This is a genomic window from Cupriavidus sp. USMAA2-4, assembly GCF_001854305.1.
In the GTDB taxonomy this organism is placed as follows: domain Bacteria; phylum Pseudomonadota; class Gammaproteobacteria; order Burkholderiales; family Burkholderiaceae; genus Cupriavidus; species Cupriavidus malaysiensis.
Genome location: NZ_CP017749.1, coordinates 1,668,850 through 1,689,521, shown reverse-complemented (window position 1 = coordinate 1,689,521; position 20,672 = coordinate 1,668,850). Strand labels below are relative to the sequence as shown.

Below are 20,672 nucleotides of genomic sequence, written 5' to 3'. Positions count from 1 at the left end.
AAGGCAGCCGCCGCCCCGGCTGGCGCACCGATCCGTGCACTGCCCCCTGGCTCCTCGTCGGACAAAGGGCCGCATCGCATAAATATGCCTTATAGATAACTTAACAATGCATTTATTGACTTTTATCCTCAGAATAATAAATTATTGAACCTTGGATAAAAGAGGATAAAAGCATGCTCTACTTCGCACGGCCATCGCTGGCGGCAGAGCTGGCGGACCAGCTCGAAGGCAGGGCTGTGTTCGGCGACGCCCAGAACGGGCTGTTCCTGGCCGCACCCCGCCGCACGGGCAAGTCGATGTTCCTGCAACACGATCTCAAACCCGAACTGGCGTCACGCAACGTGCTCGTGATCTACACCGATCTCTGGTCCGACCAGCGCCGCGACCCGGGCGACCTGATCGCCGAAGCCATTGCGCGCGAACTCCAACAGCATCTGGGCGTCGTGGCGAAAACCGCCAGGAAGGCCGGCCTGGCAAGCGTGACCATCGCCGGCACGCTCAAGGTCGACACCTCGGGTATTGGGAAGATCGACGGCACAACCCTGGTCCAGGCACTGCGCACCTTGCACGAAACCGCCGGACGCCCCATCGCGCTGATCATCGACGAAGCACAGCATGCCCTGACCAGCGAGGCGGGGGAGACGGCCATGGCAGCGCTGAAGTCAGCGCGCGACCAGCTCAATACGCCCGCGGAGGTCGCCCTCATGCTGGTCATGTCCGGCTCGGATCGCGACAAGCTGCTACGCCTGGTCAATACCAATGGAGCGCCGTTCTACGGTTCGTCCATCCACAAGATGCCAACGCTTGGCAAGGGCTATGTCGACCATGTGACCGCGCTGATCGAAGCCCAGCGGCCTGAGCTGAAACCCGTCGACCACCTCACGCTGCTCGAAGCCTTCCAGCTCTTCGGCCAGCGCCCCCAGTTCTTCCACGCAGCCATCGGCCAAGCCTTGAACCCCCTGGAGTCCACGAGCGGCGAGGGGTTCGAGCAAGGCGTGCTGGCCGCGGCAAAGGAAAAGCGGGCGCAAGATGCGGCGCAGATGCGCTCAGACTACCTGGGCCTGAAGCCGCTGGAGCAAGCCGTGCTGTGGCGCATCCTGGCCGTCGGCCAGAATTTCCGTCCCTATGATGCAGACGCGCTGGCGTTCTACCGCCAGCAGTGCGCCGGTCTCAGCATCACCGCGCAGAAAGTGCAGGCCGCGCTCGAAAGCCTGCGGGCGCGGACGCCGGCGCTGATCTGGAAGTCGGCACGAGGGGAGTACTCGGCGGACGATGCCGCCATGCACGCATGGTTCGGCGAACTGCAGGCGACAGGACAATGGCCGCCTGCGGCCGAGCCGGAAATCCGCTAGCGCCGTGGGGACGGGAAGGGGCAAGCCCCCCTCAATGCCCCGTCCCCGCCAGCAACTCGCGCTTGAGCTTCTTCGCCAGCGACCACTTGTGCACCTCGGTCGGGCCGTCGTAGATGCGGAAGGCGCGCACTTCGCGGAACACCTGCTCGACCACCGTATCGCGCGACACGCCCAAGCCGCCCAGGATCTGCACGCAGCGGTCGGCCACGCGGAACAACGCGTCCGACACCGCCACCTTGGCCATCGAGCTTTCGGCGGTGCCCAGCGAGCCGCCGTCGAGCACGCCGGCGCACCAGTCGATCATCAGCGCGGCCTGCTGCAGGTCGATCAGGTTGTCGGCCAGCATGAAGCCCACGCCTTCATGGTCGATCAGCAGCTTGCCGAAGGCCTTGCGCGTGGTGGCGTAGCCGGCGGCGATCTCATGGGCGCGCGCGGTGGCGCCGAACCAGCGCATGCAGTGCGACAGCCGCGCCGGCGACAGCCGCACCTGGGCATAGCGCAGCCCTTCGTTGACCTCGCCCAGCACCTGGTCCTGCGGCACGCGCAGCTTATCGATGGCGATCAGCGCATGGCCGCCCGGCATCGAGCTGTCGATGGTATCGAGCACGCGCTCGATGCGGATGGCGGGATGCGGCAGGTCGACCAGGAACATGGTCGCCTGCACCTTGTCCGGGCTGCCGGTGCGCGCCATCACGATGCCCACCGCGGCGCCTTCCGCCCCGGTGATGAACATCTTGCGGCCGTTGACCACCCAGGTATCACCGTCGAGCACGGCGGTGGTCTGCAGCATCGACGGATCGGACCCGGCGCCACCCTCCTCGGCCGGCTCGGTCATGAAGAAGGCCGAGCGCGCCTCGCCGCGCACCAGCGGTTCGAGGAAGCGCTGCTTCTGCGCGGGCGTGCCCACCTTGCCCAGCAGGAACATATTGCCCTCGTCGGGCGCCATCGTATTGACCGCCACCGGGCCCAGCGGCGACAGGCCCGAGCGCTTGAGCACGGCGGCCGTCTCGAGCTGGTTCAAGTGGCTGCCGTCGGCCAGGATATGCGGCGTCAGCACGCCGGCCGCGCGCGCCTTGGCGCGCAGCTCGTGCACCAGGTCCTCGGAGGGACCGTGCGCGCCCAGGCGCGCATCGCGCTCGTAGGGAATGACGACGTCGCGCACAAAGGCTTCGACACGGTCCGCGATGATGCGGCTGCGTTCGGTGGGGCAAGGGGTGAACATGGCTGTCCTTCTCTCGATGTCTGTCTTCACGATAGGAAGCAGGGATGGGGGAGCGGAGATCGGGTCCTATCCCGGCTCAGAGCGTGTTGACCAGGTGACCGCCATCGACGGCGAGCACCGAGCCGGTCATGTAGCGCGAGGCGTCGGAAGCCAGCAGCAGCAACGGACCGTCCAGGTCCTCCAGCTGCCCCAGGCGCCGCTGCGGAATGCGCTGGATCATCGCCTTGCCGGCTTCGGTCTCCCACAGGCCGCGGTTGATGTCGGTGTCGAAGTAGCCGGGCGCCAGCGCATTGACGCGGATGCCATAGCGCGCCCACTCCAGCGCCAGCGTCTTGGTCAGCTGCACCACGCCGGCCTTGGACACCGCGTAGGACACCACCCCGCCGGCCTGCCGCAGCCCCAGGATGGACGCCACATTGACGATGCTGCCGCCGCCGCGCTCGCGCATGCCGGGCGCCAGCGCCTGCGCCACATAGAACAGGCCCTTGAGGTTGGTGTCCATCACCGCATCCCAGTCGGTCTCCGGATGGCGCAGGGCCGCGCCCTCGCGCGCCACCCCGGCATTGTTGACCAGGATATCCACCGGCCCGGCCGCGTCGGCCAGCGTGGCACGCGATGCCGCATCGGTCACATCCAGCGCCACGCAGCGCACCGCGCCACCGGCGCCGACGACGCCGGCGGCCCCGATCTCGCGCGCCAGCGCCTCCAGCGCCTCCGCCCGGCGTGCCGCCAACACCACCTCCGCACCGTGCGCGGCCAGCACGCGCGCGAAATGCGCCCCCAGCCCGCTCGACGCCCCCGTCACCAGGGCGCGCTTGCCCCGAAGTTGCTCCGACACCACCGGCATGCCTGCCTCCTGACAATTGTTCCCTCAGATTGTAGGACGATTTAATAGGAAGAAGCCAGCCCCATCCGGCCCTCGGCTACAATGCCCCGATGCCTCCGCGCCGCCTCCCCACCTCCGCACCACCCCAGGAACCCCGTCCGGCCAGCGACCACACCACCGCCCCCGGGCTCGATCCGGCCGGCGACGGCAGCGCCTCCGACACCGTCTTCTACGGCATCGTCAACGGCCTGGAACTGCAGCGCTTCGTGCCCGGCCAGCGCCTGGTCGAAACCGACCTCGCCGCCCACTTCGGCGTGGGCCGCAACTCCGTGCGCGAAGCCCTGCAGCGCCTGGCCGCCGAAGGCATCGTCGAGCTGCCGCGCCACCGCAGCGCCGCCATCCGCGCGCTGAGCCCGCAGGACACCCTCGACGTGCTCGACGTGGCCGAACGCATCACCGGCCTGCTCGCCCGCAGCGCCGCGCGCGGCAGCGCCGACGCGGACTGCGCCGCGGCCCTGCGCCAGGCCATCGACGATCTCGCCGACGCCGACGCCGCGCATGACAGCGCCGCCTTCGCCTCGGCGCGACGGCGCTTCTACCGCACCCTGCTGGAGATGAGCGGCAACCGCGAACTGCGGCGCCTGTTCCCGGCCATCCAGATGCCCATCGTCTACGCCCAGCACCGGCTGGGCTCCCTGCAGGCCCTGCGCCTGCGGGACTACCGGGTGATCGCGGAGGCCGTGCTGGCGGGACGGGCCGAGGCGGCCGATGCGGCGGGAACGGCCCATGTGCGGAACGTCAGGGAAGCCATCGGCGTCGAAACAGCAAGGGAGGCGGCAACCTCGCCCGCGACCCGCGCGGCAAAGCGCTAGGCTTGGCCGCGGCAGGGCGGCCGCGGCATCACGGCAAACCCTCGCGGCCATGCGCCGCGCAACCCATCGAGCCTCACGGTTGGACCCAATGTTCTCTGCAGCAATCTTCGACATGGACGGCCTGCTGATCGACTCCGAGCGCACGATCATGGACACCTGGCTGTCCGTCGCGCGCGACTTCGGCGTCGACATCGCGCCGGCGCGCTACCTCGAGATCGTCGGCCGCGCCGCGCCCGAATGCTTCGCCATGCTGACCACCATGCTCGGCAGCGAAAGCCTCTTCCGCGAGGCCCAGGCGCGCGTGCGCCAGCGCCTGCACGCGCCGACCGACACACCGCTGTTCCCGCTCAAGCCCGGCGCGCACACCCTGCTGACCACCCTGGCCGAGGCCGGCATCCCCTGCGCCGTGGCCTCATCGTCGAACCGCCAGGAGATCGAGTCCCGCCTCGACCAGGTCGGCGTGCTCGGCTTCTTCCGCGCCCTGGCCGGCGGCAACGAAGTGCCGCGCGGCAAGCCCGACCCCGCCGTCTACCAGCTCGCCGCCAGCCGGCTGCAGGCCGCGCCGGCCACCTGCCTGGCCTTCGAAGACAGCGAGAACGGCGCGCGCGCGGCGGATCGCGCCGGCATGCGGGTGGTCACCGTGCCCGACCTGAAGCTGCCGACCGAGGAAGTCGCGGGGATGAGCTTCCGCCTGCTGGGGCGGCTGGATGAGGCGGTGGAGCATGTGCCGGTGTGGTTTGCCGGCCGTGGCGGGGTGGGAATGGCCTGAGGCAGGCGCAGCGCCGTCCCAGCCACAGGACAGCGCCATCCCGCCTGCTTGCGCCCATGCGCTGACCGCGTACTCGAAGGAGATCGGATGTCCTCCCTGCCTCACGCCATCATCGGCCTGCTCGCCACCCTGCTCCCGCTGGCCACGGCACAGGGCCAGCCGGCCCCGGACCCCGGCAGCCAGCAGGCGGACGGCGCCCGCGCGAAGCCGGGCATGCCGTCATCGCCGGAAGACGACGCGCGGCGCGCGCGCTGGTGCCGGAAGCATGGCGGCATCGACGTCACGCACCAGGGAGAACCGACGCCCGGCCCGAATTCGATGGACGTCGTGATCTGCCAGCGCACCGATGGCGGCCCTGGGTTTTCCGGCGCATATATCCCGCAGCAAAGGGGACAGGGCAAGATCTCGCCAGACGTGCGGATGAAGATTGCGCCGCCGGCCGATCCGGCCCCAGCGCGAATGCCGCCGCTTCATCAGGACCCGCACGGTAGAGCCAGCGACTGAACCACCGGATGGCCCCGGACATCCTGACTCGCGCCGTACATCGGCCAGCCGGTGCCATCAAGCCGGTCTCGCCTCCCGTCTCACTCAACGCCGCGTCCCGAAGGCCTCCCGCACGCCCCGCCCCGCCGCCTCGAACACCGCGCCGGCCGCGGGCGTCAGCCCCTTCATGTGGAGGCAGCCATGAATCATGCCATCGAGCTGCCGCACGCTCGCCTTGACGCCGGCGGCGGCCAGGCGCGCGCCGTAGTCCTCCGCCTCGCTGCGCAGCGGATCGAATTCCGCCGTCAGGATGGTGGCCTCGGGCAGCCCCTGCAGCCGCGGCGCGAGCAGCGGCGACACGGTCGGGGCCTCGCCGTCGCCCGGGTCGGCGAGATACATCGCGAAGCAGTACCGCATCAGTTCGCGCGTCAGGTAGTAGCCCTCGCCGAAGCGCTGGTAGGACGTGCCATCCATCCGGTGGCTCAGCACCGGATAGATCAGCAGCTGGTGGGCGATGGCGATGCGGCCGTCGTCGCGCGCCAGCAGGCAGGAGGCAGCGGCGAGATTGCCGCCCGCGCTATCGCCGGCCACGCCGATGCGGCCGGGATCGAGGCCGAGCCGCGCGGCGTTGTCGAAGACCCAGCGCAGGGCGTCGAACACGTCGTGCAGGGGCACCGGATAGCGGTGCTCCGGCGCGAGCCGGTAGTCCACCGACAGCACCACGCTGGCGGTCGCGTTGGCCAACTCGCGGCAGGGGTTGTCGTAGACCTCGGCCGAGCCGAGGCACCAGCCGCCGCCGTGCGCGAACACCAGCGCCGGCTGCGCCATGCCGCGCGCCATGCAGGCCTCGGGCCAATAGCCGTGCACGCGCAGCGTGGCCCCGTCCCGCGCCGGCACCTCGAACACCGCCACGCGCCCGACGCTCGCCTGCGGCCCGTGCAGCTGGCGCAGGCCGGCATCGGTATCGGCGCGCAGGCGCGCGACATCCGCCGGCGCCGCGCTCTCGCCTGCCGCCGCCCACTGGCGCAGCAGGCCTTCTATCCCGGCATCGAGCGGCATGGTCACACCCCGCCTTGGAGGAAGGGCAGCAGGTGCCCGATGAAGGCGTCGGCTGCCTCCTCCATGATGAAGTGCCCGCAGTCGGGAATCACCACCCCCTGCAAGTCATCGGCGTTATCGCGCAGGGTGAGCAGCGGCGCGTCGCGCGTGGCGTGCTCGGCGCCGATGGCCAGCACCGGCATGGCGAGCTTGCGCTGCGCGCGCTGCTGGTTCTGCCGGATGGTCTCGGGAATCGCGCGGTAGTAGGCGAAACCGCCGCGCAGGCCGCCCGGCGAGGCATAGGCATCGATATAGGTATCGACCGCCACGCGATCGCGCCGCCACGACCAGCGCTGGAACATGAAGTCCAGGTAGGCCCGCTCGCGCCCGGCGATCAGCGTCTCGGGCAGGTCGGCCAGCTGGTTGAACATGAAATGCCACAGGAAGATGTTCTCGCCCGGCGGCGCGAAGATCGACGGCGCGGGTGCCAGGCCGGGAATCACGGCCTCGGTCAGGGCCAGGCGGCGCACCACGCCGGGATGGTCGCTCGCCAGCGCATAGGCCACCCACATGCCCACGTCATGTCCCGCCACCTGGTAGGTGGCGTGGCCCAGGTGGGTCATCACGCGGTGCAGCGTGGCGGCGGTGGCGCCGGTGTCGTAGCCGGTGTCGGGCCGGTCGGAGAATCCGGTGCCGGGCGGGTCGACGGCAATGGCCTGGAAACCGTGCGCAGCCAGTGCCTGCATCACGTGGCGCCAGGCGTACCACGTCTGCGGCCAGCCCGGAATCAGCAGCACCGGGTGGCCGCTGCCGGCGCTCACCACATGGATGCGCTGTCCGTCGAGCCGCACGTAGTCGTGGGCGAATTCATGGCCGGAATCGGAACGGGGGGCAAAACGGGGCATGGCTGACATCGCGGGTCTCGGTGAAGGTCTCGGTGAAGGTCGCTGAAAAGGTCTCGATAGGAAAGCGGGACGGTGGGATCACAGGATCGCGGGCTCCCGCTCCTGCGCGATGCCGAGCATGGCGTGGATCTGCCGCCGGTCGACGGCGGCGCCGGCGAAGTCGTCGAAGATGCGTTCGGTCACGCGGATGATGTGCCGGTTGATGAAGTCGACGCCCTCGCGCGCACCATCCTCCTGGTCCTTCAGGCAGCACTCCCATTCCAGCGTGGCCCAACCGTCGTAGTCGTACTGCGCGAGCTTGGCGAAGATCGCCTTGAAATCGACCTGGCCGTCGCCAAGCGAGCGGAAGCGCCCGGCGCGCTCCAGCCACGACGTATAGCCGCCATAGATGCCCTGCCGGCCGCTCGGCCGGAACTCGGCGTCCTTCACATGGAACATGCGGATGTGCTCATGGTAGAGGTCCAGGTAGGCGAGATAGTCGAGCTGTTGCAGCACGAAATGGCTGGGATCGAACAGGATCTTGCAGCGCACGTGCCCACCCACCAGTTCATGGAAGCGCTCGAAGGTCGCCCCGTCGTGCAGGTCTTCGCTGGGATGGATCTCGTAGCAGAGGTTCACGCCCTGCTCGTCGCAGAGGTCGAGGATCGGCCGCCAGCGCCGCGCCAGTTCATCGAACGCAGCCTCGATCAGCCCGGCCGGGCGTTGCGGGAAAGGGAACAGGTAGGGCCAGGCGAACGCGCCGGAAAACGTCCCCATGTCCGTCAGCCCCAGGCGCCGCGACGCCTTCGCCGCCAGCGCCAGCCGCTCCAGCGCCCAGGCCGTGCGCGCCGCCGGATTGCCTTGCACGGCCTGCGGCGCGAAGTTGTCGCACATCGCGTCGTAGGCGGGATGCACCGCGACGAGCTGCCCGAAGATATGCGTCGTCAATTCGCTGACCTGCAGGCCATGCGCGGCAAGGGTTCCCCGGATCTCGTCGCAGTAATCCTGGCTGTGCGCCGCCGTCTCCACATCGAACAGCCGCGTGTCCCATGCCGGAATCTGCAGGGCCTTGAAACCCGTGCGCGCCGCCCAGCCGGCCATGCCGTCCAGCGTGTCGAACGGCGCAACGTCATCGCTGAACTGGGCGAGATGCAGGCTGGGTCCTTTCATGGTCTTCATACGTGCCACCTTCCTTGTGTCGTCGTTAATTCCTTGTCGATCGACAAATAATAGACGGCGAGGATGGCGCCGGTCAACTCGGGTGCGCGATAAAATTCCGCCCACGGACATTTGAGCGAGACAGGAAGATGGCAGGCAGGCCGAGGGAATTCGACCGGGACGAGGCGCTGAGACAGGCGATGCTGGCGTTCTGGCGGCGCGGTTACGAAGGCACGTCGATGTCGGACCTGGTCGAAGCGCTAGGCATCGCGTCCGCGCGCATCTACGCGGCGTTCGGCAGCAAGGAAGCCCTGTTCCGCGAAGCCGTCGCGCTGTACGAAGCCGGCGAAGGCGGCTTTGCCGATCGCGCCCTGCGCGAGGAAACGGAGGTACACGCCGCCATCGAGCGGATGCTGCGCGATGCCATCCTGCTCTACACCAAGCGCGACCTGCCGCATGGCTGCATGGTGGTATCCGCTGCCACCAATTGCTCGGCGCAGAACGACGGCGTGCAGGACTGGCTGGTGGCGCACCGCCGCCAGCGCACCAAGTCCGTGATCGAGCGCCTGCAGCGCGGCGTGAAGGAAGGCCAGCTCAAGCCGGATACCCCTGTGCGCGCCCTGGGCGATTTCTATGCGGTGCAGTTGCACGGCATCTCGGTGCAGGCGCGCGATGGGGTCTCGCGCGAGCACCTGCTGGCGTCGGTACCGCTCGCCATGGCGCCGCTGTCGCTCGCCGCAACGATGCGTTGAGGGAGAAGCGGGCGAAGGGATTCCCGCCGGTTATGGCCCGATGCCCAGGAGCGCATTGCCGGAACCGATCCCCGCCCCCCACACTCCTGAGCGTCCTTGGCACAGGAGGAGACAACGCATGGAGAAGGAAAAGACATCCCGCCGCCGCGCGCATCGGCCGCGCAAGGACCGGGCAGCGGCCGCGATGGCATTCCTGATGGCGCTTGGCGGGGCGGCGGTGGCGCAGTCGCCGGCCCCCGATCCCGCTGCCGCTGCCGTTCCCACTGCCACTGCCACTGCCGGTAATGGGATCGGCCCGCAGGCGGGCGGCGTCATGCAGGGCTTTCCTCCTCCGCCGCCGATGCGCGTGAACAAGGCCAACGCCTTCCTGCCGCCCTATCTGCGCTGGTCCTTCCGCCATGCCCGCGAAACCTCGCCGACCGCGGGACTCCGGCATGCCCGCACGCCCATGCCGCTGCCGGAGCGTCCCGCGCGTGATCTCGACGATCTGCAATTCCCGCTGGACGGGCAGCCGGTGAAACTGGCCGACTACCTCCGCGACACTCACACCGACGGCTTCATCGTGCTGCACCAGGGCCGCATCGTCTTCGAGCGCTACCTGGAAGGTTTCGGACCGGCGCAGCCGCACATCTGGGCTTCCATGACCAAGTCGGTCACGGGCCTGATGGCGGCCATGCTGATGGTCGACGGCAGGCTCGACCCGGACGCCAGGCTGTCCGCCTACGTGCCCGAGCTGGCCGGCACCCCCTTCGGCGACGCGACGCTGCAGAAGAACCTCGACATGGAAGTGGCGGTCGCCTACGCACCGGAGCTTCCGCCCGACCTGGGGCTGTTTGGCGCGGTCGGGCTGATCCCGCGCCGCGCCGGCGCGCCGGACAATATCTACGCGTTCCTCAAGACGGTCTCGGCTGCCCAGGCGCCTGCCGCGCCGGACTACTGGTTCTACCAGAACGGATCGCCGGAAGCCGTCGCCTGGGCGCTGCGCCGCATCGCCGGGCAATCGTGGGCGGAGCTGGCGCAGGAACGGATCTGGTCCAGGCTGGCGGAAGACGACGCCTATATCCAGGTCGATCCGCTGGGCACGGAGATGGCCAGCGGCGGCCTCAGCACGACGCTGCGCGACGCGGCCCGTTTCGCCGAAGCCGTGCGCCGCGCCGAGGCCGGCGATGCCGGCGCGGGCCTGCCGGTGGCCGCCGTGCGCCGCGCCCTGCGGCCGCGCGCCAACCAGGCGGGCTTCGCCAAAGGCCGTCTCGCGGCCGGCCGGCCCGGCTACACCTATGGCGACTACTGGTACCAGGTCAATGACAGCGACGGCTCGGTCGAGGCCGGCGGGCGCTTCGGGCAGAAGATCTACATCAACCCGAAGCGGGAACTGACGGTGGTGAAGTTCTCGTCGAGCCCGGATTCGGCCCCGCGCGCCGCCACGGCGGAAACAGGAAGCGTGGCGGCCAACGCGGCGGCCAACAACCGGTCGTTGGAATCCGAGACAACCTTCATCGCGGCGATCCAGGCCATCTACGCGGCCATCTCGCGCTGAAGCCGGCCATGGGCGACGTGGCACTCAGGTCCGTGCCACGCATAGCTGCCGCACGGCGTCGCACGTGGATGGCGCCGAAGGCCACAGCACGGCCCCAACGCTATCTTCAAGCCGACTCGCCCGACTTGCCCTGGCGCCTCGCGCCACCCCCTGACGCGGCGCGCCCCTTGGATGCCGCGCCGCGCCGCGCGGCGCCGGCCTGCGCGGCGCGGCCGGCCGCCATCGCATCCTCCAGGTAGCCCTGGACCACGCGCTGGAACTCGGCCAGCGCCGCGCCGGGATCATCCACCGTCGCATCCAGTCCCAACGTGACGGCCGCCTTCATCAGGTGCTGGACGATCACCGCGCGCAACCAGGCCTCCGGCGCCGGCAAACCCGGCGCGAGGGCCGCCAGCACCGCGGCGATGCCGCCGCGCATGCGCTCGCGTACGCCGGCCGCGCCCGTCGCCTCGGCCGAAACGAGGGCCGGCACATCGGCCAGCGCCACGAAGGCCGGATGCGTGGCGCGGAAGGCCAGGAACAGCGTCGCCAGCCGCCCCGCCACGATGGCCACGTCGAGCGACGGCACCTCCTCGCGCAATCTGTCGAGCACCGCTTCCAGCTCGCCCACGTACTGCTCCAGCAGTGTCGCGGCGACCTGCTCCTTGGTCGGGAAGAACTGGTAGAGCGAACCGATCGACGACTGCGCGCGCGCGGCGATCGCCGTCATCGTCGTGGCCTCGAACCCCTTGTCGGCAAACTCGGCGCTGGCGGCTTCCAGCAAGGTGGCGACGCGCGCATGGCCGCGCGCGCGGCGCGGCGCCTTGGGCTCACCCGGTAGCGGCGTTGGCTTCTGCGTTGACTTTTGTGAGTTCATCCTCATATACTATTCGTGAGCACACCCTCACAATATACCAGCAAGCCATCCCCACCCAGGCGCCACGCCAGGCGCCTTCTCCCCCTTCACGGAGCCGCATCGTGCTGCCGAAACTCGACCCCAACACCACCGCCCTCGTCCTGATCGATCTCCAGCAAGGCATCCTTGGCTTCGGCAAGGCGCCGCGCCCCGGCAGTGCCGTCGTCGCCACCGCGGCCACGCTGGCCAGGCGCTTCCGCGCAGTGAACGCGCCCGTCGTGCTGGTCCGGGTCGGCTGGAGCGCAGACTTCGGCGACGCGCTCAAGCAGCCCATCGACCAGCCCACGCCGCTGCCCCCCGGCGGCCTGCCGGCGAACTGGTGGGACTACCCCGCCGAACTCGCGCCGGAAGCGCGCGACATCCAGATCACGAAGCGCCAGTGGAACGCCTTCCACGGCACCGAGCTCGACCTGCAACTGCGGCGCCGTGGCATCCAGACCATCGTGCTCGGCGGGATCTCGACCAATATCGGCGTCGAGTCGACGGCCCGCGCCGCGTACGAACTCGGCTACTCGCTGGTGCTGGTCGAAGACGCCATGAGTTGCGCCGCGACGGAGCAGCACCAGGCATCGCTGGACTTCATCTTCCCGCGGCTGGGCCGGGTGCGGCAGTCCGGCGAGGTGCTGGAAGCCCTGGCGGAATGAGGGCGGGCGGCGGGCAATCGCCGCGCCGGCCTTGCGCAGCCCGCCCAACGTGCAGCAACTGCTCGTGCACGAGATCGAACTCGCCTTCCGGCGCGACGATGCCATCTCCGTCTACACCAGCGCACCGGACGCCTTCCGCCCCTTCTTCGACGTAGCCCGCAACGCGTTGGACGCCTACGGCGACAAGCCGGTGCCGTTCTGCCAGGAAGCGATCCTGCCGGGCATCCAGGCCGTGCCGCTGCCGGCCACACACCCGGCCATGCCGGCTATCTGCTCGGCGACGGCGCGCACGCGCTGCTGGTCTGGGGCGACATCGTCCACTTCCCGCACATGCAGCTGGCCCAGCCCGAAGTCACCATCGCCTTCGACAGCGACCCGGCGCAAGCGGCCATGACGCGCGGCCGGTTGCTCGACCGGGTGGCGAACGACATGCCAGCCGTCATACCAAGAATCCTCCGTCGGCTGATTCCGCAAAACAGCGAGTGTTTGCTGAAATAGGCCGTTTCCGGAATCATCCAATAGGAATCTCGCTTTCACCGGGGTAGCCTCCTTGCCTATCCCGTGCTTGACCCTGCTTGATGCATCGGTATGTGCGGACCCTTCGCTAGTCCTTTTGACTCTCGCTGGAGCGCCACCGCATGAGCCATCGACTGCCGTTCTTGAGTCCCCGCACCGTCACCCTGCGTAGTGACGGGTTGTCCGAGATTCTCGAACAAGCCACCTTGACAGTTGCACGCGTCACGGGCAAGGAAAGCTTGAACGACCTGTTCTCCTACGACATCGATCTCAAGACCCCCGATACTCAGTGGGGCCCCGGTGGGCCGGCAGCGAACCTCGATCTGCCGTCCCTCCAGGGCAAGGAACTGACGCTGGAGATTCAACTGGAGGGCTACGGCAGGGGCCTTGCCGGCAACGTCGGTGCCGGCACGAGGGAGATCACCGGCATCGTTACCCAGGTCATCGGGCCGATCTCAGAAGGGCGGCACTATGTCTATCGCCTCACGCTGCAGCCATGGCTGTTCCTGGCGACGCTCACCTCCGACTACAGGCTCTTCCAGCAGAAGACTGTTGTAGAGATCCTGAGCGAGCTGCTGGCGGACTACATATTCCCGGTGGACAATCGCCTGGACGTTGCGCGCTATCCCAAGCGCGAATATCAGGTCCAGTACGGTGAAACCGACTACGCCTTCTTCAAGCGCCTCACTGAAGAATGGGGGATTACCTTCTTCTTCGCGCATTCGGAACGCCGCCACCGACTGGTACTGACCGATGGCAATGGAGCATTCCGTCGCTGCGCCAGCCCTGCTTATCACACGCTCCTCTGGCGTCCCTCGCCGGACCGCGCCGACGCCGAACACCTGTACGACTTTCACGTGCATGACCAGTTGGTTTCCGGCAAGTGGTGCAGCAATGACTACGACTTCGTCAAGCCGAGGGCCGACCTGGCCGTGGCCACGGACGATCCGCGCGACACGGCCCATGCCGGCGGAGAGATCTACCGCTATCCTGGCGACCATGCCCAGCCTGCCACGGGCAACGATCCCTGGCGCGAAGGCGACATGCTTGCCCGTATCCGCATGGAAGCGATCCGGCAGCACGGCAGCCGCGTCGCCGGCGCCGGTAATGTGCGATGCATTGTGGCGGGTACCACTTTCGCCCTCCAAGGCTTTGCCCAGGCCGCCGCCAACCGCGAGTACCTGGTCATCGCCACGGAACTGACACTGGAAGACGTGGCCGAGGCCTCCGGCCAGGGTCACTCGTGGCATTGTGTGGCCGCCTTCCAGGCCCAGTCGAGCACCGAGATTTTCCGGCCCGACCTCACCCTGCCAAAGCCGCTCGCCTTCGGCCCGCATACCGCCACGGTCGTGGGGCCGGATGAACAGGAACTCTGGGTCGATGAGTTCGGCCGCGTCAAGATCCAGTTCCACTGGGACCGGCTCGGCCAGCGCAATGCCAACAGCTCATGCTGGGTGCGCGTGGCACAGGCCTGGCAAGGGGATCAGTACGGCGCCAGCCACCTGCCGCGTATCGGGCAGGAGGTCATTGTCCATTTCACGCACGGCGATCCGGACTGCCCGCTCGTCACCGGGCGGCTGGCGAACCGTGTCAACCAGTCGCCATGGCACCTGCCCGACCAGCACGCGCTGTCAGGATTCCGCAGCAAGGAACTGTTCGGCGAGCGCCACAACACCTTCCTGCAAGACGACACCCAGGGCCAGATCCAGACCCAGATCGGCAGCGACCACCAGGCCACGATGCTCAGCATGGGCCATATCGTGCGAGTGGCCGATCACAGCGGGCGACGCGAGAAGCGCGGCGAGGGATACGAGCTGCGCACCGATGCTTGGGGCGTGCTGCGCGCTGGCTCCGGCATGCTGCTGACTGCCGAAGTGCGGCCGAACGCGGTCAGCTATCACAAGGATATCTTCGAGACGACAAAGCGGCTGGCTGGCGCCTGCCAAGTCCACCAGGCATTGGGTGACGCCGCCGACCACCTGGGCGCCCAGGCATCCGAGCAATTGGATGTAGCCAAGGCCCTGGCGGCACAGCACGACACCCTGCAAGGGCAAGGCGAACAAGGAGAATTCGCCGCGCCACACCTGGTGCTGGCGGCCCCGGCCGCGATCGCCGCCACCGCCGCGCAGGACATTCACCTGCACAGCCAAGGGCACACTGCCTTGACGACGGGAGAACATCTGTCATTGGCCACCGCCAAAAGCCTGTTAGCCAGCGCCATGGACCGCATCGTGCTGTTCGCACACAAAGCGGGAATGCGGCTGTTTGCCGCCAAAGGCAAGATCGAGATCCAGGCACAGAACGACGCCATCGAGATCATCGCGCAGAAGGTGCTGAGACTCATCAGCGCGCAGGACCGCGTCGAGATCACTGCCGCCAAGGAAGTGCTGATCGTCGGCAATGGCAGCTATGTACGCCTGAACGAAAGCGGCATCGAACTCGGCACCGCAGGCACATGGACGGCTCACGCCGCCAGTCACGCCATGCCAGGGCCGAAGACCGCCGGGCAGGCGATACCCGTCATGCCCGATGGAGACTTTCGGCAAGTCGAGCATTTCGTGCTGGCGGACCACCACGCAGGCACCCGCCTGGTGAATCAGTGCTATCGCATCACCTTGGCCAGCGGCCGCGTCATCGAGGGAAAGACGAATGCCCACGGTGAAACGGAGTTAGCCACCAGCAACGCCAGCGAGATCGCCAAGATCGAAATCCTGCGCAATACGGATCCGAACAGCGTCATCGCCGTACTGACCCAGATGGTGATCACCCCGAAATGAACCCATCCGCACCCGAGGCCGAGAAGCGGCCACAAGCCAAGAACCCGCCAACCCGCACCATCGGCGGCAAGCCCATGCCGCTCGACACGGATCAACTGACCACCGAAGGCAGGCCTCCCCGCTATGCCCTGTGCGAACCCTATACCTTCGGGATGCGGCTGGCCGAGCCTGCCACCGATGGAGGTCTCCACAAGTACCGGTATCCGGTGGCAGAGGCTTATACGGATGCGATGCAGGCGCTGTTGACGTTCGGCATCGAATGGCCGGCGATCCCTGGGGCGAAGGGGCCGTTTTTGCCGGCTGGGCGTGAAGGGTTGAGGGCTAAGGCAAAGCCAAGCGGGGTAAGGATGACTTGGCCGGTAACTGGAAAACAGACAGATGCGTTTATCGAGGCGATAGTTCCCATTGTAGAGGCTGCGTTACAAGCCACGGCGTTTCGGCTACCGGCGCCGGCAATCCCTGCCATTGCCTTTTTCGACGATAAGAAGCAGACGTCAGCAGCCGGCACGCTCGACTACAAGTACTGGGAATTGCAAATCAATCCTTCACTGATCGAGGAAATTTGCAAAAGCCGGGAGCCAAGTAGCCGGGATCTGAAGCTGGCCCTGCTGGCCGCAACCTTGTATCACGAGGCGCGGCACGCCCAGCAGTTCTTCTGGATGTTGGCGATGGTGAAGCAGTTCCCGATGGATTACCCGGGTCTTGCGCTATTGCAGACGGTATTCCCGGAAATTTTCAAAAAATCTCTTCCCAGTATCGCTGATACCGCTCCGCTCCCCGACGAACCGACTGCGCGCATTGCCATCAAGCGCATGGTGATCGGGTACTACTACGCCCTGCTAGTCACGCAAACCCGAGATCTGGAGAAACAGTCCAATGCTCAAGGCCAACTGGCTGAATATCAGCGCGAACTGGAAATCTGCGACAAGCAGGCGGCCGAACTGCTCCTCCGCGTCGGCAGGAACGGACGGCCGATCGACTACAAGCAGTTGCCCAGCACTGTGGGATACCGGATCCGCCCCTGGGAGGACGATGCGTTTGCGTGCGATTTCGTGGTTAGTCAACTGTGGTTGGCTCGTGCTCTGCCTGAGCCCGATCGCTGCAACCGCTTCTACGACCTCCGTGCAGGAGAACAGCCCGATGCCAGCCTGTAGTGCCGATGCCGCCCCCTGGTGCGGCCAGCCGCTGCTTCATACGCCGAAGCCCGAAGACCTCAATCATCTGACCCCGGAGCAGGTTGCGCTGTACCTGGAGATTGCCAAGACCGGCATTCGGCTGGTGCGGGACGCTGCGCCGTTTGATGAGGAAAAAGAGATCTTTGGAGAACTAATATTTCACGGCAAACATCACAATGAGTTTACTTATACTAGACCGGAGCTGAACGGAGTATCGATTAAAATCAGACTAGCCAAACCAGAAAACGGATCATCTAATTCCGTGATTCGTTTTTACATTGGGGTAAGAAAACGATTAGCAGGCATCGATAAGCAAGCACTGGAGGAACAGCTGCAGTTGCAGCGAGCAGAAAACTACGTGGCGATCAACCTGGACAGGCAACCCTATATTAATTTTGAGTACGAGGTTGGCATGGACCCAGTTTCCTGCTATCCGGTCACCGTGCTTCTGAATTATTTTAAGGACGAAGCCTATTCTACGTTGGACTCACGCGCAGAGCGGGAGGCAAAGTACCTGGGGCCGGTCCTCATCGAGCGCGCCTGGATGACCCCGGAAGAAACCATGGTGCGCGCGCGCCGCGTGCCCCAATGCCGAAGCCGGCAACCAGCACCACGGTCGGGCCTGTGGAAGCCGACGATTCCGCACGATGTGCCCAATGCCGAGTATTTCAAGCGCCACGAGGCCTATGCCCAACGGGTCCAAAAGGGGCAGCCGATGCTTTCCGTCGGGATCGGCTCGCCAGCGCAGGAAGCCAGGGTCTTATGGACCTGGGTCGGGGAATGACACGCCTTGCAGCTTGCCGTTCGCTTGCAACGTCGTGCTTAGCCCGTTGGGGTTGGCTCGTGCTCTGCCTGAGCCCGATCGCTGCAACCGCTTCTACGACCTCCGTGCAGGAGAACAGCCCGATGCCAGCCTGTAGTGCCGATGCCGCCCCCTGGTGCGGCCAGCCGCTGCTTCATACGCCGAAGCCCGAAGACCTCAATCATCTGACCCCGGAGCAGGTTGCGCTGTACCTGGAGATTGCCAAGACCGGCATTCGGCTGGTGCGCGACGATGAGCCCTTTGATGAGGTGAAGCAGATATTTGGTCGGCAAGTTTCTTATGACAAGAATGACAACGAGTACACCTACGCCAGGCCAGAACTCAATGGCATTCTATTTTCAATCAGATTATCCGGTTCAGCCCCCTCCTCATCCACATCGACAATCCGATTTTACATTGGAGTAAGAAAACGACTAGCAGGCATCGACAAGCAAGCACTGGAAGAGCAGATGGATCTACCGCTAGCAAAAAAAAACTTGGCGATCAACCTAGACAGACAATCCCATATTAATTTCGGATATAAAATCGGCATGGATTCGGTCTCCTGCTATCCGGTCACCGTACTCCTGAATTATTTCAAGGACGAAGCCTACTCCACCTTAGATCCGCGCGCGGAGCAGGAGGCAAAGTACCTGGGGCCGGTCCTCATCGAGCGCGCCTGGATGACCCCGGAAGAAACCATGGTGCGCGCGCGCCGCGTGCCCCAATGCCGAAGCCGGCAACCAGCACCTCGGTCGGGCCTGTGGAAGCCGACGATTCCGCACGATGTGCCCAATGCCGAGTATTTCAAGCGCCACGAGGCCTATGCCCAGCGGGTCCAAAAGGGGCAACCGATGCTTTCCGTCGGGATCGGCTCGCCAGCGCAGGAAGCCAGGGTCTTATGGACCTGGGTCGGGGAATGACACGCCTTGCAGCTTGCCGTTCGCTTGCAACGTCGTGCTTAGCCCGTTGGGGTTGGCTCGTGCTCTGCCTGAGCCCGATCACCGCCACTGCCTCAATGGCATGCACTCCGGGAAATCTTGACTTCGAGCCCAAATTCGAGCCCGGCCGATCGCAGTTGTCTGGCACGGAGGTACTGCGGCTCGCAGAATGGCGCGCAGATCAGCGCGAGCGCTATCCGAATGGCGGCGAAATCCATGCCGAGGTACAAGCCAACACGGAAGCCGGGGTACCGCACAAGCTGGCCGAGGCGAGGCTGGCCACGTTGCTTGGCCTCCTCCGAAATCTCGGCATCACGGAAGAGGAGATGGAGAAGCCTGGCATCGTGGACCGGGCCATCGACTCTGCCCATCTGCGTAGTGCCGAACTGAGGCCGAAGGTGCTTGAGTACCTCAACACTGCCGGCATCTCCATCCATCCGCGATGCCCCCATCCGTGTTGCCTTGGCTCTGAGCCAATAGAAAGGCGGTGATGGCGCTCACGCGCATCGGCTTATGCCCATCGGGCGAACTGATCGGCATTCGGGCGCGGCGCAGCCAGGCGCACCGCTCATGCACGCCATCGCCCCCCCCGAACTTCCCGCAGCCATTCCGACATGACGCCCACCAAAGCCTGCCCCGTCGTACTGAGAGCCGTGCAGAACCACCTCGAAATCCTCGCATTCGAACATCCGCTGGCGGGCCTGCAACTGATCAAGGGCACGATCGAGGCCGGCGAACACCCGGCGGATGCCGCCGTCCGCGAGTTGCACGAAGAATCCGGCATTGAAGGCGTGGCAGCGGTCGACCTGGGCCTGTGGGAATCCGGCTATGAAGGCCAGGTCTGGTCGCTTCACCTCTGCCAGGTCGCCCATCCGCTGCCGGACACCTGGGTGCATCACACGCAGGACGATGGCGGCCATGACTTCCGCTTCTTCTGGCACCCATTGGATCAGGTGCCGTCGGATCGATGGCATGGGTTGTTCCGCGATGCGCTCTCGACCATCTCCGAGCGGCTCGCGACGATGCCCTAGCGTTGCTCCGGGTACAGCCCGCCCCCCGCCCGGCACAATGCGCCAGCCAGTGCGCTACCATTCCCCATCGCCGCCAGTCTCCCCGCGGCCAAGCCCGCCACCATGACCGCCCGCCAAGCGCATCCCCGCCCCGACTGGGTCCACCGCGCCGCCCCCGTCGCCGGCGTGGAACGCATCGAAGCCTTCTTCCACGGCAAGGCCTACGCCATGCACCGGCACGACACCTACGCCATCGGCCGCACCCTGGCCGGGGTGCAGAGCTTCCAGTACCGGCGTGGCATGCGCCACAGCCTGCCCGGCCAGACCCTGGTGCTGCACCCCGACGAAGCGCACGACGGGCAGGCCGGCACCGACGCCGGCTTCCGCTACCGCATGATCTACGTCGAGCCCGCGCTGTTCCAGGACGTGCTGGGCGGCACGGGCCTGCCCTTCATCGAAGGCGGCATCAGCACCGACGCCCGCCTGCGGGCCGCCACCGACACCCTGCTCCAGCAAGTCAGCCACCCGCTCGAACCCCTGGAGCAAAGCGACGCCCTGGCCGAACTGGCCCACGCGCTCGCCGCCGTGTCCGGCCAGCGCCCGATGCGCACCACCGGCGACTTCCCCAGCGCCCGGCGTGCGCGCGAGTACCTGCACGCGCAAGCGCACCGCGTCGTCACGCTGGAAGAACTGGAACACGCCACCGGCCGCGACCGCTGGAGCCTGTGCCGCGACTTCCGCACCTTCTACGGCACCACCCCCTACCGCTACCTGGTCATGCGCCGCCTGGACACCGCACGCCGGCTGATGCTGCTCGGCCTCAGCCTGGCCGACGCGGCCGCATCCGCCGGCTTCGCCGACCAGAGCCACATGACCCGCCACTTCAGCAAGACCTACGGCCACACCCCCGCGCGCTGGCTGCAGATCGCCAGCGCGCCGCGCCGGCGCTGAGCCCACGCAAGATCGTTCAAGACCGGCGCCGCGCCCCGGCGTAGCCTTGGCTTCATCCATCCCCCACC

General features: G+C 66.8%; 21 protein-coding genes. 15 read left to right on the top strand and 6 right to left on the bottom strand.

Translation table 11 applies throughout. From position 1 onward, the window contains the following. Positions 1-236 precede the first annotated feature (236 nt). Positions 237-1,352 (top strand): AAA family ATPase, encoded by a 1,116-nt coding sequence (locus tag BKK79_RS27625; protein WP_232346464.1) that lies wholly within the window; start codon positions 237-239, stop codon positions 1,350-1,352. Between the two features lie 31 nt (positions 1,353-1,383). Here BKK79_RS27625 and BKK79_RS27620 read toward each other — a convergent pair whose 3' ends face one another. Together BKK79_RS27620 and BKK79_RS27615 are read right to left on the bottom strand one after the other, a co-directional pair. Next, positions 1,384-2,574: an acyl-CoA dehydrogenase family protein gene (locus BKK79_RS27620; RefSeq protein WP_071039408.1), complete on the bottom strand. Its 1,191-nt coding sequence runs from the start codon at positions 2,572-2,574 to the stop codon at positions 1,384-1,386. A gap of 76 nt (positions 2,575-2,650) precedes the next feature. Further along, on the bottom strand, positions 2,651-3,421 hold the full coding sequence (locus BKK79_RS27615) for an SDR family NAD(P)-dependent oxidoreductase (protein ID WP_071039407.1): 771 nt from the start codon (positions 3,419-3,421) through the stop codon (positions 2,651-2,653). 89 nt (positions 3,422-3,510) lie between these two features. Between BKK79_RS27615 and BKK79_RS27610 the strand changes: the two genes are divergently transcribed. From BKK79_RS27610 to BKK79_RS27600, 3 genes are all read left to right on the top strand, one after another. After that, the gene (locus BKK79_RS27610) at positions 3,511-4,272 is read left to right on the top strand and encodes a GntR family transcriptional regulator (protein ID WP_083384276.1); all 762 of its coding nucleotides are present in this window, start codon (positions 3,511-3,513) and stop codon (positions 4,270-4,272) included. An 88-nt stretch (positions 4,273-4,360) separates the two neighbouring features. Next, positions 4,361-5,041 (top strand): HAD family hydrolase, encoded by a 681-nt coding sequence (locus tag BKK79_RS27605; protein ID WP_071016950.1) that lies wholly within the window; start codon positions 4,361-4,363, stop codon positions 5,039-5,041. 87 nt (positions 5,042-5,128) lie between these two features. Further along, a complete protein-coding gene (locus BKK79_RS27600; RefSeq protein ID WP_071016952.1) occupies positions 5,129-5,545 on the top strand; it encodes a hypothetical protein in 417 nt (138 codons plus the stop codon). A gap of 84 nt (positions 5,546-5,629) precedes the next feature. Here the strand turns inward: BKK79_RS27600 and BKK79_RS27595 are convergent, their stop codons facing one another. The 3 genes from BKK79_RS27595 to BKK79_RS27585 all read right to left on the bottom strand — a co-directional run bounded on the left by BKK79_RS27595 (position 5,630) and on the right by BKK79_RS27585 (position 8,625). Beyond that, entirely contained in the window at positions 5,630-6,583 is a 954-nt protein-coding gene (locus BKK79_RS27595) for an alpha/beta hydrolase (protein ID WP_071039406.1), read from the bottom strand. A 2-nt stretch (positions 6,584-6,585) separates the two neighbouring features. Beyond that, complete coding sequence (locus tag BKK79_RS27590) at positions 6,586-7,476, bottom strand: alpha/beta fold hydrolase (protein WP_071039405.1); 891 nt, start codon at positions 7,474-7,476, stop codon at positions 6,586-6,588. 69 nt (positions 7,477-7,545) lie between these two features. Continuing rightward, positions 7,546-8,625 carry a sugar phosphate isomerase/epimerase family protein gene (locus tag BKK79_RS27585; protein ID WP_071016958.1) on the bottom strand — a complete coding sequence of 360 codons (1,080 nt, stop codon included), beginning with the start codon at positions 8,623-8,625 and terminating at the stop codon, positions 7,546-7,548. Positions 8,626-8,753: 128 nt separating this feature from the next. Between BKK79_RS27585 and BKK79_RS27580 the strand changes: the two genes are divergently transcribed. After that, positions 8,754-9,356 (top strand): TetR/AcrR family transcriptional regulator, encoded by a 603-nt coding sequence (locus BKK79_RS27580; protein ID WP_071039404.1) that lies wholly within the window; start codon positions 8,754-8,756, stop codon positions 9,354-9,356. A gap of 118 nt (positions 9,357-9,474) precedes the next feature. After that, positions 9,475-10,893, top strand: coding sequence for a serine hydrolase domain-containing protein (locus BKK79_RS27575; protein ID WP_071039403.1), 1,419 nt, complete (start codon positions 9,475-9,477; stop codon positions 10,891-10,893). A 106-nt stretch (positions 10,894-10,999) separates the two neighbouring features. Here BKK79_RS27575 and BKK79_RS27570 read toward each other — a convergent pair whose 3' ends face one another. After that, positions 11,000-11,749 (bottom strand): TetR/AcrR family transcriptional regulator, encoded by a 750-nt coding sequence (locus tag BKK79_RS27570; protein WP_071039402.1) that lies wholly within the window; start codon positions 11,747-11,749, stop codon positions 11,000-11,002. Positions 11,750-11,850: 101 nt separating this feature from the next. Here BKK79_RS27570 and BKK79_RS27565 point away from each other — a divergent pair, with 101 nt between their 5' ends. The 9 genes from BKK79_RS27565 to BKK79_RS27525 all read left to right on the top strand — a co-directional run bounded on the left by BKK79_RS27565 (position 11,851) and on the right by BKK79_RS27525 (position 20,604). Further along, positions 11,851-12,432 (top strand): hydrolase, encoded by a 582-nt coding sequence (locus BKK79_RS27565; protein WP_231908175.1) that lies wholly within the window; start codon positions 11,851-11,853, stop codon positions 12,430-12,432. Between the two features lie 49 nt (positions 12,433-12,481). Continuing rightward, a complete protein-coding gene (locus BKK79_RS27560; protein ID WP_198173413.1) occupies positions 12,482-12,826 on the top strand; it encodes a hypothetical protein in 345 nt (114 codons plus the stop codon). Positions 12,827-13,070: 244 nt separating this feature from the next. Continuing rightward, on the top strand, positions 13,071-15,725 hold the full coding sequence (locus tag BKK79_RS27555; protein ID WP_071039400.1) for a type VI secretion system Vgr family protein: 2,655 nt from the start codon (positions 13,071-13,073) through the stop codon (positions 15,723-15,725). Continuing rightward, positions 15,722-16,879, top strand: a complete 1,158-nt coding sequence (locus tag BKK79_RS27550) for a hypothetical protein (protein WP_157128534.1) — start codon at positions 15,722-15,724, stop codon at positions 16,877-16,879. The genes BKK79_RS27555 and BKK79_RS27550 overlap by 4 nt, the downstream gene beginning before the upstream one ends. Next, the gene (locus BKK79_RS40625) at positions 16,866-17,684 is read left to right on the top strand and encodes a hypothetical protein (RefSeq protein ID WP_157128533.1); all 819 of its coding nucleotides are present in this window, start codon (positions 16,866-16,868) and stop codon (positions 17,682-17,684) included. The genes BKK79_RS27550 and BKK79_RS40625 overlap by 14 nt, the downstream gene beginning before the upstream one ends. Positions 17,685-17,806: 122 nt before the next feature. Further along, a complete protein-coding gene (locus BKK79_RS40620; RefSeq protein ID WP_157128532.1) occupies positions 17,807-18,625 on the top strand; it encodes a hypothetical protein in 819 nt (272 codons plus the stop codon). Positions 18,626-18,684: 59 nt separating this feature from the next. Continuing rightward, positions 18,685-19,134 (top strand): hypothetical protein, encoded by a 450-nt coding sequence (locus BKK79_RS40615; RefSeq protein ID WP_157128531.1) that lies wholly within the window; start codon positions 18,685-18,687, stop codon positions 19,132-19,134. 123 nt (positions 19,135-19,257) lie between these two features. Continuing rightward, complete coding sequence (locus tag BKK79_RS27530; protein ID WP_071039395.1) at positions 19,258-19,674, top strand: NUDIX hydrolase; 417 nt, start codon at positions 19,258-19,260, stop codon at positions 19,672-19,674. A gap of 102 nt (positions 19,675-19,776) precedes the next feature. Beyond that, the gene (locus tag BKK79_RS27525) at positions 19,777-20,604 is read left to right on the top strand and encodes an AraC family transcriptional regulator (protein ID WP_071039394.1); all 828 of its coding nucleotides are present in this window, start codon (positions 19,777-19,779) and stop codon (positions 20,602-20,604) included. Positions 20,605-20,672 lie beyond the last annotated feature (68 nt).